Origin of the sequence: Rothia terrae (genome assembly GCF_014705925.2) — a bacterium.
GTDB lineage: Bacteria > Actinomycetota > Actinomycetes > Actinomycetales > Micrococcaceae > Rothia > Rothia terrae.
Genome location: NZ_CP061539.1, coordinates 2024867 through 2038695, shown reverse-complemented (window position 1 = coordinate 2038695; position 13829 = coordinate 2024867). Strand labels below are relative to the sequence as shown.

Annotated in this window: 14 protein-coding genes, 1 pseudogene and 1 riboswitch; of the genes and pseudogenes, 9 read left to right on the top strand and 6 right to left on the bottom strand. The window is 53.8% G+C overall.

Annotated features, from left to right (window positions below; all coding sequences use genetic code 11):
- Positions 1-39: 39 nt before the first annotated feature.
- Positions 40-837: a hypothetical protein gene (locus tag IDM49_RS09295; RefSeq protein ID WP_190724305.1), complete on the bottom strand. Its 798-nt coding sequence runs from the start codon at positions 835-837 to the stop codon at positions 40-42.
- A 376-nt stretch (positions 838-1213) separates the two neighbouring features.
- A riboswitch (SAM riboswitch) is annotated at positions 1214-1346 on the top strand.
- A gap of 36 nt (positions 1347-1382) precedes the next feature.
- Between IDM49_RS09295 and IDM49_RS09290 the strand changes: the two genes are divergently transcribed.
- Both IDM49_RS09290 and IDM49_RS09285 read left to right on the top strand, forming a co-directional pair.
- On the top strand, positions 1383-1589 hold the full coding sequence (locus IDM49_RS09290; RefSeq protein WP_190724304.1) for a nuclease PIN: 207 nt from the start codon (positions 1383-1385) through the stop codon (positions 1587-1589).
- Positions 1586-2020 (top strand): PIN domain-containing protein, encoded by a 435-nt coding sequence (locus tag IDM49_RS09285; RefSeq protein WP_190724303.1) that lies wholly within the window; start codon positions 1586-1588, stop codon positions 2018-2020. The genes IDM49_RS09290 and IDM49_RS09285 overlap by 4 nt, the downstream gene beginning before the upstream one ends.
- On the opposite strand, the gene IDM49_RS09280 is transcribed toward IDM49_RS09285, so the two are convergent.
- Entirely contained in the window at positions 2017-2790 is a 774-nt protein-coding gene (locus IDM49_RS09280) for an SDR family NAD(P)-dependent oxidoreductase (protein ID WP_190724302.1), read from the bottom strand. The genes IDM49_RS09285 and IDM49_RS09280 overlap by 4 nt on opposite strands.
- Before the next feature lie 116 nt (positions 2791-2906).
- Here IDM49_RS09280 and IDM49_RS09275 point away from each other — a divergent pair, with 116 nt between their 5' ends.
- The gene (locus IDM49_RS09275) at positions 2907-4682 is read left to right on the top strand and encodes a cell division protein PerM (protein ID WP_190724301.1); all 1776 of its coding nucleotides are present in this window, start codon (positions 2907-2909) and stop codon (positions 4680-4682) included.
- Positions 4672-5019: a MazG-like family protein gene (locus IDM49_RS09270; protein WP_190724300.1), complete on the top strand. Its 348-nt coding sequence runs from the start codon at positions 4672-4674 to the stop codon at positions 5017-5019. The genes IDM49_RS09275 and IDM49_RS09270 overlap by 11 nt, the downstream gene beginning before the upstream one ends.
- A gap of 152 nt (positions 5020-5171) precedes the next feature.
- Here the strand turns inward: IDM49_RS09270 and IDM49_RS09265 are convergent, their stop codons facing one another.
- Entirely contained in the window at positions 5172-5588 is a 417-nt protein-coding gene (locus IDM49_RS09265; RefSeq protein ID WP_190724299.1) for a hypothetical protein, read from the bottom strand.
- A 38-nt stretch (positions 5589-5626) separates the two neighbouring features.
- Here IDM49_RS09265 and purN point away from each other — a divergent pair, with 38 nt between their 5' ends.
- Together purN and purH are read left to right on the top strand one after the other, a co-directional pair.
- The gene (gene purN, locus IDM49_RS09260) at positions 5627-6193 is read left to right on the top strand and encodes a phosphoribosylglycinamide formyltransferase (RefSeq protein WP_168614796.1); all 567 of its coding nucleotides are present in this window, start codon (positions 5627-5629) and stop codon (positions 6191-6193) included.
- Positions 6194-6324: 131 nt separating this feature from the next.
- On the top strand, positions 6325-7935 hold the full coding sequence (gene purH / locus IDM49_RS09255) for a bifunctional phosphoribosylaminoimidazolecarboxamide formyltransferase/IMP cyclohydrolase (RefSeq protein WP_190724298.1): 1611 nt from the start codon (positions 6325-6327) through the stop codon (positions 7933-7935).
- 289 nt (positions 7936-8224) lie between these two features.
- Here purH and IDM49_RS09250 read toward each other — a convergent pair whose 3' ends face one another.
- Positions 8225-9919 carry a substrate-binding domain-containing protein gene (locus tag IDM49_RS09250; RefSeq protein WP_190724297.1) on the bottom strand — a complete coding sequence of 565 codons (1695 nt, stop codon included), beginning with the start codon at positions 9917-9919 and terminating at the stop codon, positions 8225-8227.
- Positions 9920-10099: 180 nt separating this feature from the next.
- Positions 10100-10615: pseudogene (locus IDM49_RS09245) on the bottom strand (gamma carbonic anhydrase family protein).
- Between the two features lie 174 nt (positions 10616-10789).
- Between IDM49_RS09245 and glyA the strand changes: the two are divergent.
- The gene (glyA, locus tag IDM49_RS09240; RefSeq protein ID WP_168614766.1) at positions 10790-12067 is read left to right on the top strand and encodes a serine hydroxymethyltransferase; all 1278 of its coding nucleotides are present in this window, start codon (positions 10790-10792) and stop codon (positions 12065-12067) included.
- A gap of 3 nt (positions 12068-12070) precedes the next feature.
- Positions 12071-12949: a bifunctional methylenetetrahydrofolate dehydrogenase/methenyltetrahydrofolate cyclohydrolase gene (locus tag IDM49_RS09235; RefSeq protein ID WP_190724296.1), complete on the top strand. Its 879-nt coding sequence runs from the start codon at positions 12071-12073 to the stop codon at positions 12947-12949.
- A 261-nt stretch (positions 12950-13210) separates the two neighbouring features.
- Here IDM49_RS09235 and IDM49_RS09230 read toward each other — a convergent pair whose 3' ends face one another.
- Complete coding sequence (locus tag IDM49_RS09230; RefSeq protein WP_168614764.1) at positions 13211-13360, bottom strand: hypothetical protein; 150 nt, start codon at positions 13358-13360, stop codon at positions 13211-13213.
- On the opposite strand from IDM49_RS09230, the gene IDM49_RS09225 reads away from it, so the two are divergent.
- A complete protein-coding gene (locus IDM49_RS09225; RefSeq protein ID WP_190724295.1) occupies positions 13359-13820 on the top strand; it encodes a hypothetical protein in 462 nt (153 codons plus the stop codon). The two genes, IDM49_RS09230 and IDM49_RS09225, sit on opposite strands and share 2 nt — an antisense overlap.
- Positions 13821-13829 lie beyond the last annotated feature (9 nt).

Genomic DNA, 13829 nt, shown 5'->3' with positions numbered 1-13829 from the left:
CGCATCGCTACGCCTGTGCTGTGCCTCAACATTGAAGAGCTAGGTGGCGTTCGCCGGCTTGATGGACTCTGCGTTTTCTAACGCTATGCCGTGAACGGTTGCAGCCGGGTCTATGACATCGGCATCTTGAGAGACTTTAGTTTGAAACCATGTCACGATGAGAAAACGGTCTTGTTGGGTTGCTTTGACGCTGAACGGGTGATTTCTGAAGGTGCCGTTGAGCGTTGTGGTGTTGGTATCTAAATCGTTGCGCGGAGCATCTAGCTTGTACTCATCTGAATGTTCTGCGTAAAGATTTTGCAGCGCCTTAGTGCAGGATGTGGTCTGGTTTTTAAACCTGTTGAAAAGAGCAGTGGCTTCTGCTTCTGAGCCTGTTTCAAGAACGGTGCTGTACCCCTCGATTTGGTCTTCTTCATTTTGACCAATCAAAATATTGCGTCGTTCACCGGATACGACGCTCCAGTTAGTTGCTTGGGTGGCAAGCAGTCCGGGCGTTACCTCTTCGTAGGGGGTGCACCGTTCGTTGACGGTGTCTACGATTTCTTGATCATCGACAGGGCTACCGCCTTCCCACAATTCGGTGCGTTCCACCGAGGTGAGCCACTGGCGGGTGTCAAAGTGCGTGACGGTGGGGTTCACCATCAGATACGTAAAAGTTTGGGCATCTGAAATTTGTTTTTGAGTAGGCAAAACATCTGCAAGTTGCTCCGAGGACGCCTGTGCGATGGCGGGGGAGTTTGATGACTTGGAGGTAGCCGAACCTCCACTACATGCAGGAAGTCCAAGTAGTGAGAAAATTCCCAGAGCTACGCCCAAATATTTGCAGGTTACATTCACAGTTATGTGCCCATCACGTCTGTGGTTCTTTGTGTACTCGTTTATCAGTCTAAAAATAATATGCGCAAAGAAAAACTATTCCGGGGCTCACCACCCTGCTTTAGTGCGTGAGAACTGTCTCGTTTCGAGGGATCGACAAGGCTGCTTGGGCTGATATTTTGCGGTTCTAAAATTTTGCGTTAAAGGTATGACCACAGCGAAAAATAAGCCATTTCTACATGTCAACGGTGGCTCTGTAGCTGCGGTGGGTTCAGCGTTGATTCCCAGGTGATGACTGGTCAAAATATTTTTCGAAAATGACCGATACGTGAGACAAAAAATTTTTTCAGAAAAGAGGGTTGCAAAAAGTTAGCTCTCTTGTCATAGTTTTAACCAGCTTCAAGAGTTTCAACTGACAAGCTCCGACTTTAGTTGAACGCCAACCCCATGTTCACGGGTGGCTCGGATGACGAAGCGGTCTGTATTCGCACGTTTTGTGCATTTGAGTTTGGTACAGACAAGAGCAGTATTTCGAAAGGAATGCGCTACTTTAGCGCAGCGTGGCTATGTCCAACACCATCACCCGCCCCACCGAATCTTTCACCAACGAATTTGTTGCAGCATCTGTTCCTGCTCGTGGGGGATACGCCGCAATCAGCATCCAGGATTACACCCGTATCTCAAATGCGCGCGGTGAATTCTTGAACTTTCTTCTGACTCCTAATCCCACCGGTGTACCGGCTACTGACTACGGTGTTCTGAAAGCAGCATGAGCCAAGCAGGTCTTCTTCTTGATTCAGATGTGCTTACGGAAATCCGTAAGTCAGCGCCTAACCCGCAAGTTGTAGCCTTTCTAAGACGGCGTTCTTACCGCGTCCTCTACGTTTCAGTGTTGAGCTTGGGCGAGCTTAAAGGCTTGTATCCTTACCCAGAAACTGAGCGGTGGATTGCGGAGCTACGCGAGCGTTTTGGCTCTCATGTTCTTGAGGTCGATGCCGCGGTTGCCCTGGAATGGGCAGGACGCCACGCCGAACCTCGACTGCACACTGTCGGTTCGGTGCAGGCAACGCCGCTTCCAACTGCCGCACTTGAGGGTCTTATGGTGGCTACGGCTAGCGTCCACGATCTTGAGATTGTCAGCTCAAAAGCTGAGGTCTACAAGCAGTGGGGAATCACCGCGTCGAACCCCTTTGCTGAGGACTAATAGTTTCGGGTGCGTCCCACGATAGCGGTGGTGAGCGCTGGCGGCATCAGTCGTTGAGCGAACACCAGTGCTTTATAGGTTGCTGAGGGAATGATCAAAGCCTTGTTCCGAAAGTTTGCCTGAATGGCATCGGCAACTACCTTCTTGGGCAACAGCCAAAAAATAGCGGGTAGCTGGGGCTCATCGACTCCCATTGTCCGGTGAAAGCCACTGCGTGTGAGACCGGGGCACACGGCCGTGACCGACACTCCAACGGGGCTGTACTGCAGGTGAGCCGACTCGCTCATTGTCACAACAAAACGTTTGACCGCCGAATACGTTCCATTCGGCATAAACGCGGCAACCGACGCAACATTAATAATGCGCCCGCGACCCTGCTCAACCATGACCTCAAGAGCCGCGTGCATGAACTGGAGCGGGATCTTGGCAAGAACATCCACCTGTTGCATGTGCGCTTGAGCAGAAGCCTTCAAAAATTCTTTTCCTAAGCCAAAGCCCGCATTATTAACAAGAATTTCCACGGGGCGTTCTGCGCTACGGATGCGAATTACCAGCGCCTGTACATCATCTTCCCGCAACAAATCTGCTCTCATAATCTCAACGTCCACGGAGTGCTCCTGACGAATCTCTTGCGCTAAATTCTCTAAGGCATCATGATTTCGGCCGCTGATGACCAGCGAATAACCGTGCTGAGCGTACTGGCGAGCAAACTCGGCACCGATGCCCGATGAAGCGCCCGTAATCAGCGCATAAGAAGATGAAAGACTCATACCCTCCACTGTAGAACACGCGTCCTTGTGAACTTGCACAAAATCTCACCTTATTTCGCGCTAAACAGAGGTCAGAGGTCAACAAAGTCCACGAGTTCGTGACAAGATGAGAAACGATGAAAACCACTGTTTCTGCACCCCCGGTACGCGCACCGCGCTCACGCGGCATCCCTATGCCTTTGTGGTTGCAAGGTGCTGTTGAATTTTTAGTGGCAGCGTTAATTTCATTTGTCGCTGTGTTCGTGCTCATCGGCGCGATTTCGCTGACGAATGGTTTTAACAAGGAACAAGATGTTGCCTCGGCGGCTAAGCTCTCGGGTAATATCTGGCTGCTCATGCACGGTGTTCCGTTGAACCTCAATATTCCGGTTAACGGAATCTTCGACGCCATTGCAGGAACAGTCAGTCTCACTCCTTTGGGCCTGACGCTACTGCCTCTTTATCTCACGTTCCGTGCCGGACGACGCTTGGCACAAGCATCGTACGAGGGGCAGTTCTGGCAGCCCATTGTTGCCGGTTTGCTCGTTTATATTGCCCTGACAACCGCGGTGAGCTATGTATCAGATACCTCGCGCGTGGCTACATCTTTATGGTTTTCAATGCTGATGCCTTTCGGTGTTGCTCTGCTCGGGGCGATTTTGGGCGGCTACTATGAGTCACGGTCGCTGGTGCGCATGATCGGTGTCAACGCGGCAACGGTGGTCTCACGTTTCAGCCAGTATTCGCGGTGGGCCGGTTCTTACGCGTGGGCTGTGGTTCGAGCAGCCGGAGTAGGTGCTATTGCTTTCATGGCAGGTGGCGCACTCCTTGCTGCGGGCGCACTGTTCTACAACTGGAATGATGTTGTGAGCATCTATCAGAGCCTGCACGCAGGAGCTGTCGGTGATACCGCGCTGACGCTTTTACAGTTTGGTTTTGTCCCTAACCTTTTGGTGTACGCTATGGCCTGGTCATCCGGTGCCGGGTTCTCTCTGGGCGAGGGCACCGCTGTTGATTTGACGCGTACCGATGTTGGAGTTCTTCCTGCATTGCCCATGTTTGGCGCTCTACCTAACCCTGTAGAGCCGTGGAGCTTTATTGCTTGCATTATCCCGATTCTTGCGGGTGCGGTTGCTGGCTGGTGGTTCTTCAGAGAAGGTGAAGACCACTTCGACGAGTGGGTTTCTTTGAAAATCCGCATCCGTCCTATCTCCTGGCTGATTTCTGTACTTTTCTTAGCTCTTATTACCGGACTTCTTGGCGGGTTGATCAGTGTTGCTCTTGGCCAGTTCTCTCGTGGTTCACTGGGTTTGGGACGTCTGACCGCTATTGGTCCTGACCCTCTTGAATTTGGTCTGTATGCCGCAGGTTTGCTGGCTGTAGGCGTGATTCTTGGACGCGCGTTGGCGCCCCTGATTGAGCCCGATAATTCCCCTGAACTCGAGCGCTTTGCCGGGCAAACTCGTGCTGATCGTAAGGCAGCTAAGAAAGCGGAGCGTCAGAAGGCTCGTGCTCTTCGTGAACAGCAGAAAAAGTCTGGCAAGGACGTGAATGCTCTTGAAAGCCCGGTGATTGACGGCGAAATCGTCAGTGGCGGGTCAGTATCTGCCTCATCCGATGCCCTGCGCCGACTTTTTGCAGAAGACCAGCAGAAAGCTGAAGAAACCGCGTCCTCAGTTGTTGCCCCGGCGGGTGACGTCCAAGCGCGTGATGAGAGCGAAGAAACTTCAGAGTCTCCCAGTACAGATGAGAAGCCTGAAACCGCAGACACTGTGTTCGATGCCGAAGAACAAGTGTCAGGTACCTCAAAGACGGCTGAAGAAACCGCTGAGCCGGTAGAAGAAGCACCCAAAAAGCGTGCCGTTATCCGCCGTCCGAAGGCCAAGAGAAAGCCGTCATCGCATGAGTCATGATCTGCAACGTATCGGCAAGAACATCGCCACTTTGAGCGCGTGGATCGACGATGCCAACAGCGATCGAAACAACGAAGCAGCCACCTGGGCACGAATCGCCAAAATCACCGAAGAAGCGGGGGAGACCGTAGCCGCCTACATCGGTGCTACCGGGCAGAATCCGCGGAAGGGAACCACCCACACTATGCACGATGTGGAAGGTGAACTCATCGATGTGGCTGTTACCGCGCTTGCTGCGCTGGAACACCTACGCGGCAATGACGGTTCTAGCATGGAGGCTTTTGACGCTAAACTGCGCGCCACCTTAGAACGCGTTGACTTGCAGGTCTCCTCATAAAGGTCTAAAAGCCCCTCAAGAAAATCAGCGGTGGTCTTCACAATCCATGTGAAGACCACCGCTGATTTTGCGCGCAGATAGTAACGAGAATTGGCGACAATCTATCGCAGGCTCAGTACCACGTTGAGCCACCAGATATTGGTCGGCTTTTATTATTTACCTGTCAGAGTATTGAGCAAATTATCTTCCATTTTTCCGCTGCACTGCTGAGTACGCGAGATCGTGGTTGCCTGCTCAATGCAGTCCTGGTACTGGGTGCTAACACCCGAGAAAATAGCTGTCACGAGCGATGACAGAAGCATCATCACACAAAAGACAATCACCATGGAGTACAGCACATAAACCGTCGCAGGCGGTTTAAGAGCTGAGATTTTAGCCATGGTGATGGAAGCACACACAATGCCCAGCGTGAAGAAGATAGAACCCACCCACGCAAAGGCAGTGGTATTGGTAAGTACGACGAAGCCAATCAGAATACTGAGCCATGTGGCACGTCGCCAGATTTTGACCTTCTCGGACTGCGCTTCAGCATCCACTGCCGGGGTGTGAGGTGGGGGTGGTAAAGACATATACCTACCTTACCGCGTCCTCATGTATTCTTAAGTTCATGCGTATTGTGGTCATGGTTTCTGGGTCGGGTACTAATTTGCAGTCCATTATGGACGCGGTAGCAGAAGGAACTCTCAACACTGAGATTCTTGCCGTGGGAGCTGACAAGCCCTGCACCGGTATTGAGCGCGCTGAAAAAGCGGGCATCGAGACCTTCATCGTACCCCCGGCAGATTTTGAGAGCCGTCCCGAGTGGAATCGCGCTTTGGAAGAAAAGATTGCCTCTTACTCACCTGACTACGTTATATTTGCAGGCTTTATGCGCATTGTCGATGCCCAGCTTGTTGACCGTTTTGCCAACCGCATTATCAACACGCATCCGGCGCTATTGCCGTCGTTCCCCGGAGCTCACGGTGTGCGCGACGCCCTTGCCCACGGCGTGAAAATTACCGGCCTCACCGTTCACTTTGTTGACTCGGGGGTTGATACCGGCCCCATTCTCGCGCAGGCAGCGGTTCCCGTTCTCGACGATGACACCGAAGAAACCCTGCACGAACGCATCAAGGTAGAAGAGCGACAGCTTCTGGTGCAGACCATCGCTAACCTGCCCGTACCCACCGTCTAGTCCCAGCAATAGCCCCATAAGTTTGACCGACAGGTCGGCCACGGGCCGGGGCTAAAACCGGCTCACGACAACCCATCCACCTGCCCCGTATCTAAGACAACAAAACGAGGGGCATAAGCATTGGAGTATAAGTGAGTCTCATTGAGCTCGATCGCGTACCGCTCAAGCGCGCACTGATTTCTGTATACGATAAAACCGGCCTTGAAGAGCTGGCGCAGGGACTGCACGAAGCAGGCGTTGCTATCGTATCTACCGGTTCAACCGCGCAGACCATCGCATCAGCCGGTGTGCCCGTTACCGAAGTTTCAGATATCACCGGTTTCCCCGAGTGCCTTGAAGGACGCGTGAAGACCCTTCACCCTCGCGTTCACGCAGGTATTTTGGCTGACCGCCGCAAGCAGGAGCACATTGATACCCTGCGCGAGATGGACATCGAAGCATTCGACCTCGTCATCGTGAACCTCTACCCCTTCGTCGATACCGTCGCATCCGGTGCTGACCAGGACGCCATCATCGAAAAGATCGATATTGGTGGCCCCTCCATGGTTCGTGCGGCGGCTAAGAACCACGACGCAGTAGCTATCGTCGTTGACCCCGCCAAGTACGGCGAGGTCGTGGACGCTGCCAAGGCTGGCGGCTTCAACTTGGCGCAACGTCGCCGTCTGGCATCTGTAGCATTCGCCCACACCGCAGCGTACGACACCGCCGTGGCTACCTGGACCGCAGCCCAGTTCGAAAAGGACGAGGACGCTAACTACTGGCCCCCGTTCGCAGGCCTCTCATTCGAGCGTTCAGAATCACTACGCTACGGCGAGAACCCGCACCAGCAGGGCGCGCTCTACGTCGACCCCGCAGCTGCCCCCGGCATCGCACAGGCAGAGTTGCTCGGCGGCAAGGCAATGAGCTACAACAACTACGTTGACGGCGACGCGGCACTGCGCGCAGCCTACGACTTCGACGAGCCCGCCGTTGCCATCATCAAGCACAACAACCCCTGCGGTATCGCAGTAGGTTCAGCAGACGCCGACGACGCAATCGCAGACGCACACGCTAAAGCACACGCCTGCGACCCTCTCTCAGCATACGGCGGCGTCATCGCAGCCAACCGCGAAGTCACCGCAAAAATGGCTGAAACCGTCAAGGGCATCTTCACCGAAGTCATCATCGCACCGTCCTTCACCGACGAGGCACTCGAAATCCTACAGACCAAAAAGAACCTGCGCATCCTGCGCCTCCCCGAAGGTTTCGCACGCGAAGCCATCGAATACCGCCAGGTATCAGGCGGCGCGCTCTTCCAAGACGCAGACCGCCTCCACGCAGAAGGCGACAACCCCGAAAACTGGCAGCTCGTAGCAGGCGACGCCGCAGACGAAAAAACCCTCGCCGACCTCTCCTTCGCATGGCGTGCACTACGCTCAGCAAAGTCCAACGCCATCCTCCTGGCAGAAGACGGCGCCGCAGTAGGCATCGGTATGGGCCAAGTCAACCGCGTAGACTCCTGCAAACTCTCCGTAGAACGCGCCAACACCCTCGGCGGCGAGAGCAACGAACGCGCACGCGGCTCCGTAGCAGCATCCGACGCCTTCTTCCCCTTCGCAGACGGCCTCCAAGTCCTCCTGGACGCAGGCGTACGAGCAGTCGTACAGCCTGGCGGCTCCATCCGCGACGAAGAAGTCATCGAAGCAGCAAAGGCCGCGGGAGTGACAATGTACTTGACCGGTGCTCGCCACTTCTTCCACTAACTCGCTTCGCTTCAAGCGGTAGAAGTGGCGACCACCGTTCGCGCTGGCGCGCGATTCTAGACAAAGGTTTCTTGGTTCCTCGCGCGCTCGGGAAATCTTTGCCTAGCCCGTCACTTCTTCCACTAAGTCGCATCTCACACAAGGTAGCGAATACATAAAAAAGTGCCGAGGCCCCGGACACAACTCCGGAAGGCCTCGGCGCTTTTCTGCGCTAAAACCTAATCACGAGGTTTACTCATAAGGGCCTAAAGTCCTGCACAAACGCAGGTGTCACTTAAAAACCCTCTATCTACTGAGCCGATTGCTTATGAGGTCCTTCACCAAAAGCGTCCTGGAAAACTCGCTGAATATCAGCAGACGTTTCAGCCTCAAACACCTCACCACCAATTTGCGGTGCGATCTCATGCAAAGTACTCATATCCGCATCATTAGACACACCAATCAGCAAAAACATCACCGGATTGTTAGGATCCTGCTCCTGCTGAATAGTTGAAATCAGCTCCTGCTTATCGATGGAATTCTCATCATCATTCACACCGTCAGTCATAATAATGACCACATTCGTAGCGCCGGGCTTGTAATTCTGCTTCACAGTGTGAAAACCAGCAAGCATCGTGTCATACAAACCAGACTGAGAATTCGGGTAGACCGCAAGTTCGGTAATAGCCTCCTGCACAAGATCGCGCTGTGAAAGACCATCAACATCCTCGTCAACACCGCGAATAGGAACAAGCTCCTTATAATCAACGGTCTGACCGGTCGCATCCTTACCGATATCGCGCGCAAAAGCCCAAATACCCAAAGAATCACGCGACGGGAAAAGCTGAGAACCCGCCAAAGCAGCATCAGCGGTAATCTGCAGACGGCTTTGATCTGTGCCCTCAACCTGTTGGCTCATCGAACTTGAAGAATCAATGGCCACCAGACCATTCAGGGGAGCAGCCTGCGTAACGTACGACTTCCACAAATCTGAGAGCATCTTTGAATCGCCCTGCGACAATTCCAGAGGCTGATCAAGGGGAGAGACATCGCTGAGCTTTTCCCCTGACGAGGTGCGAAGCCCCTCAGATTCCAACGCGCTTCGGCCCGCATCGGAGCCCAAATAATCCGAAATCTTTTGAGCCGCTACAGAGACGGTGTCGTTGGATGCGTTTTCTTCAGGTACTAAAAGCGGGTAATCGAGTTCCGTGGTTCCGCTGTTGGGCACAGCAACATTCAGTGAGGCATCCTGATGCTCATCTTTGTATTTCACGAAGTCAGCTTCGGTGACAATAGCGCTTTCGTGTTCACCGTCTACAACCTTATCGAGAAGGTCTGTGGGGGATAGAACCGGACCGGTGACTCCGATAGTTTGCGCGCGGATAGCTGAGCCGGTCGTGAGCTGATCGCGCGACACCTTATCTTCGTTGACTTCTGCGGCAACCGACACGAGAGAAGAAAACGCGGCGCTTTCAGTTTTGGGGTCGCTCATGCCAATGGTCTCGCTGTCTTTGAGCACATCCGACCATGTTTGAAAGTCTTTCGAATCGCGGGAGACAATAACGCCCGGCGTGTTGGCCAAAGAGTCAGAAACAGTCGTGACTTTTGCCTTGTTGTCCAGGTAGAGGTTAGCCCTGGTCGAAGAGTCCGGAATCCAGATATGAGGTACGTTGATTCCGCTGATAATGTCAGAGGCAGTTTTATCGGATGCGCTTTCACTGACGTTGAGAGAAATACAGTCCTCAGCGTTTACAGGAATTTTTTTGACGATGTCGGCAATTTTTCCCGTTGCAACTACATTGATGTGCTGACTGGTTGAACATTCTGCGGGAATCTCGGTAGAGACATCTTTTGATTCGGGGTTTTGATCGCCCTGGAAAGAATGAACGGTTAGGACTCCACCGCCGAGAAATACTGCTGTAGCACCGCCGGTAGCCATCCATTTTCTAAAGTCTTTTTTACGTCGCTGATCAAGTGCTTCGCGTCGCGACATAGTGTTTGTCATGTGTTCGTTTTGCTTTCTTCTTGCCGGTTCACGCAAGAGATGATGCATGGGGCGCTGATTGGGGGACGCCTGCAGCCTGACTAAAAGTAGTTGCTGTGTGAAATATTATCAAGCATCGATTACTGACAAGTGGTAAGTGTGATGAATATTGAGGTTCTTGTATTAAGTATTTATCGCAACTCAGCCTAGTTGCAGGTATTTGTGGACGATGTTGGCGTAGCGTTCCGCGTTGTGACGGATGCCCTCCTGTTCTTCAGCGGTGAGTGGCCTGCGCACTTTTGCGGGGACGCCTGCTACCAGCGATCCCGGCGGGGGATAATGCTGCCTTCTAGCACTACGGCGCCAGCTGCCACTAAAGAACCAGCACCAATCACAGCGCGATTGAGAACCGCTGCGTTCATACCGATTAGCGAGCCGTCTTCAACGGTGCACCCGTGAACTACCGCGCCGTGCCCAACAGATACATGATCACCAATGACCGCGGGCTTGCCGGGGGTCAGCATGAATCACAGCGGTATCCTGGATATTCGAGGAGCGCCCCACCGTTATGTGCTCCGTATCGCCGCGTACAACAGCACCAAAGAAAACGCAGCTGCCTTCATCGACCTTCACGCGTCCTATCAAACGCGCATTATCAGCCACGTAGGCATCGGCAGCGATTTCCGGTGAGAAATTATCGAATTCAAGAGTGCTCATAAAGAAGTTGTATCACCAACCATGTTTAGTCCCTAGAAAATGCTCTAAAACAGCCCACACGCGTTTTCAAACCCTGCATAATCAGGTGTAACTAACCTAAACTTGATGATGTCTGAACGAACACGTCGCACTCCGCTAGAGAGTGCGCACTCCACAGAAGAAAAAGGACGTTGCATGACCACCTCCTCTGTCACCAACCTTCCCTTGGCAGAAGTAGATCCCGAAGTAGCAGAAGCTATCGCGCTAGAGCAAGGACGCCAGCAGAACACCCTTGAAATGATTGCGTCAGAGAACTTTGCGCCCCGCGCGGTTCTTGAAGCTCAGGGTTCAGTACTGACGAACAAGTACGCAGAAGGCTACCCCGGACGTCGTTACTACGGTGGATGCGAGTACGTAGATATCGTTGAGAACCTGGCAATCGAGCGCGCTAAGGCACTGTTCGGTGCTGAGCACGCCAACGTTCAGCCTCACGCTGGCGCTCAGGCTAACAACGCTGTGATGCACGCACTGCTGACCCCCGGCGACAAAATCATGGGTCTGTCACTGGCTCACGGCGGTCACCTGACTCACGGCATGAAGCTCAACGTATCAGGCAAGCTATACGAAGTTGTTGCCTACGGCGTTGACGAGAAGACCGGACGCGTTGACATGGACGAGGTTCGCGAGCTCGCTTTGGCTGAGAAGCCCAAGGTCATCATTGCTGGCTGGTCGGCGTACACCCGTCAGCTGGATTTCGCAGCATTCCGTAAGGTCGCAGACGAAGTTGGCGCATACCTCTGGGTTGATATGGCGCACTTTGCAGGTCTCGTTGCTGCAGGTCTGCACCCCAACCCCGTTCCTCACGCACACGTTGTTTCATCAACCGTGCACAAGACCATCGGCGGCCCCCGCTCAGGTTTTATTCTCTGCACCGAAGAGCTCAAGAAGAAGATTGACTCAGCAGTATTCCCCGGCCAGCAGGGTGGCCCGCTCATGCACGCTATCGCTGGTAAGGCAATCGCCTTCAAGATTGCAGGTTCAGAAGAATTCAAGGACCGCCAGAAGCGTACCCTCGAAGGTGCACAGATCATCGCTGAGCGCCTCAGCCAGCCCGACGTGTTGGATGCCGGCGTAGAACTGATTTCCGGTGGTACCGACGTGCACCTGGTCCTCGTCTCACTGGCAAACGCTGAACTCAACGGACGCGAAGCTGAAGATTTGCTACACGAAGCCGGTATCACCGTTAATCGCAACGCAATCCCCAACGACCCGCGTCCTCCCATGGTCACCTCAGGTCTGCGCATCGGTACTCCCGCGCTCGCGACCCGCGGATTCGACGCCGCAGCATTCGTAGAGGTAGCAGACATCATCGCTGAAACCCTCAAGCCCGGTGTTGACGTAGAAGCGCAGCGCGCTCGCGTGACCGCACTGTGCGAAAAGTTCCCCCTCTACGACGGAATCGAGAAGTGGTAAATTATGGCTGAAATTCTGGACGGTAAGGCAACAGCAGCTGCCATCAAAGCAGAGCTGAAAGAGCGTGTAGAAGCACTCAAAGCAAAGGGCATCACTCCCGGCCTGGGCACTGTTCTCGTGGGTGACGACCCCGCGTCGCATTCTTACGTGGGCGGTAAGCACAAGGACTGCGCAGAAGTAGGCATCGCCTCTATTCGCGTTGATCTGCCCGAGAACACCACTCAAGAGGAACTCGAAGCAGAAATCGAGAAGCTGAACAATGACCCGGCATGCACCGGCTACATCGTGCAGCTTCCTTTGCCCAAGCACATCGACACCAACCGCATCCTTGAGCTGGTTGACCCCGACAAGGACGCAGACGGTCTGCATCCCACCAACTTAGGACGCCTGGTGCTCAACGCTGGCGGCGAAATCGATTCACCGCTTCCGTGTACTCCCAACGGCGTTATCGAACTCATCGAACGCCACGGCTTAGATCTGAACGGCAAGACCGTTGCTGTGTTCGGCCGCGGTGTCACCGTGGGTCGCCCGCTGGGTCTCTTGCTCACTCGCAAGAACGTGAATGCCACCCCCACCCTGGTGCACACCGGCACCAAGGACGTTGCAGGGGCGCTCCGCGAAGCTGACGTTATCGTGGCGGCTGTTGGTCAGCCGCACATCGTCAAAGCTGACATGGTCAAGGACGGCGCAATTCTGCTGGACGTCGGAGTCTCACGCATTGAAGACCCCGAAACCGGCAAGAAGAAGCTCACCGGCGACATCAGCCCCGCAGCCGCTGAAAAAGCATCATGGGTTTCACCGAACCCCGGTGGCGTTGGCCCGATGACCCGCGCAATGTTGCTGGTCAACGTGGTTGAAACCGCTGAACGTCACGCCGCATAGTCTCTAGCGTCATAAGAAAATCCCGCACAGATAATCTGTGCGGGATTTTTTGAGCCGGCTCTACTGAGAGAAATTCTGCTTAGTCATGGATGCGGGAGCCAACATCTAACTCGTATCCTACTTACGCAGAGATCCTGATTAATCAGGATCTCGGCGGTTTAGGTCGAGGTTTGAGGACGCGGTTTATTGGGGGGCTGATGTCGAAGGGCGAAGCCGTATTGGCACCAGTTGGCTGGAAGTTAATACTGCTAAAGAGAATGCTTAATGTTGCCTTCGACTGGCTCGGGGCTGGCGTTTAAGGGAAGTTGAGGGCAACAAGGAATCCTTAACGTGCCCAAAGGGTGCCTTGTTGCCCACTGCCTCAACCACAACTTCGCGCGTCCCATAGTTCTTTGACATAATAGAAGCCATGTCTATTCCACAGCGCACTGCCCCCGAAAACAGCCCCGGCACCAAAAAAGCACTGATTGGTGCTGGCATTGGTATGGCTATCCTCGTCATACTGCTCATCTGGGCGATTATTACTTCTGCCAATGAAGCATCGGTGCTTGGCTGGATTTTGACGGCTGTAATCGCTGGCTGGCTGGGTGTTGCTGTGTACCTTGCGATGACCGTGACGCGCTCTTTGAACGTTCAACAGGATCAGAATGCTGCTCGCATGCGCCAGTTCCTAGAAGAAGAGGACGCGATGCTTGATGACAAGCTTGCGCACAGCTTCCAGATTGTGCTGGTTCAGTCCAAAGTTATTAAAGAGGAAATCGAAAAGAACGACTCTGAGTCACCTGCCATGATTTCTCGTGCGCTTGACACCATTGATGTGACCGCGCAAAACGGCATGAGCATGGTCAAAGAAGCCGCCGGTAAAGCCTAAAAGCGTACC

What these genes read in the sequence shown, in the direction of transcription:
- glyA (WP_168614766.1), top strand. Translation starts at nt 10,790, where the DNA reads ATGACCACCTCCTCTGTCACCAACCTTCCCTTGGCAGAAGTAGATCCC.
- IDM49_RS09275 (WP_190724301.1), top strand. Translation starts at nt 2,907, where the DNA reads ATGAAAACCACTGTTTCTGCACCCCCGGTACGCGCACCGCGCTCACGC.
- IDM49_RS09280 (WP_190724302.1), bottom strand. Translation starts at nt 2,790, where the DNA reads ATGAGTCTTTCATCTTCTTATGCGCTGATTACGGGCGCTTCATCGGGC.
- IDM49_RS09290 (WP_190724304.1), top strand. Translation starts at nt 1,383, where the DNA reads ATGTCCAACACCATCACCCGCCCCACCGAATCTTTCACCAACGAATTT.
- IDM49_RS09265 (WP_190724299.1), bottom strand. Translation starts at nt 5,588, where the DNA reads ATGTCTTTACCACCCCCACCTCACACCCCGGCAGTGGATGCTGAAGCG.
- IDM49_RS09250 (WP_190724297.1), bottom strand. Translation starts at nt 9,919, where the DNA reads ATGACAAACACTATGTCGCGACGCGAAGCACTTGATCAGCGACGTAAA.
- IDM49_RS09230 (WP_168614764.1), bottom strand. Translation starts at nt 13,360, where the DNA reads ATGGCTTCTATTATGTCAAAGAACTATGGGACGCGCGAAGTTGTGGTT.
- IDM49_RS09235 (WP_190724296.1), top strand. Translation starts at nt 12,071, where the DNA reads ATGGCTGAAATTCTGGACGGTAAGGCAACAGCAGCTGCCATCAAAGCA.
- IDM49_RS09285 (WP_190724303.1), top strand. Translation starts at nt 1,586, where the DNA reads ATGAGCCAAGCAGGTCTTCTTCTTGATTCAGATGTGCTTACGGAAATC.
- IDM49_RS09270 (WP_190724300.1), top strand. Translation starts at nt 4,672, where the DNA reads ATGAGTCATGATCTGCAACGTATCGGCAAGAACATCGCCACTTTGAGC.
- IDM49_RS09225 (WP_190724295.1), top strand. Translation starts at nt 13,359, where the DNA reads ATGTCTATTCCACAGCGCACTGCCCCCGAAAACAGCCCCGGCACCAAA.
- purN (WP_168614796.1), top strand. Translation starts at nt 5,627, where the DNA reads ATGCGTATTGTGGTCATGGTTTCTGGGTCGGGTACTAATTTGCAGTCC.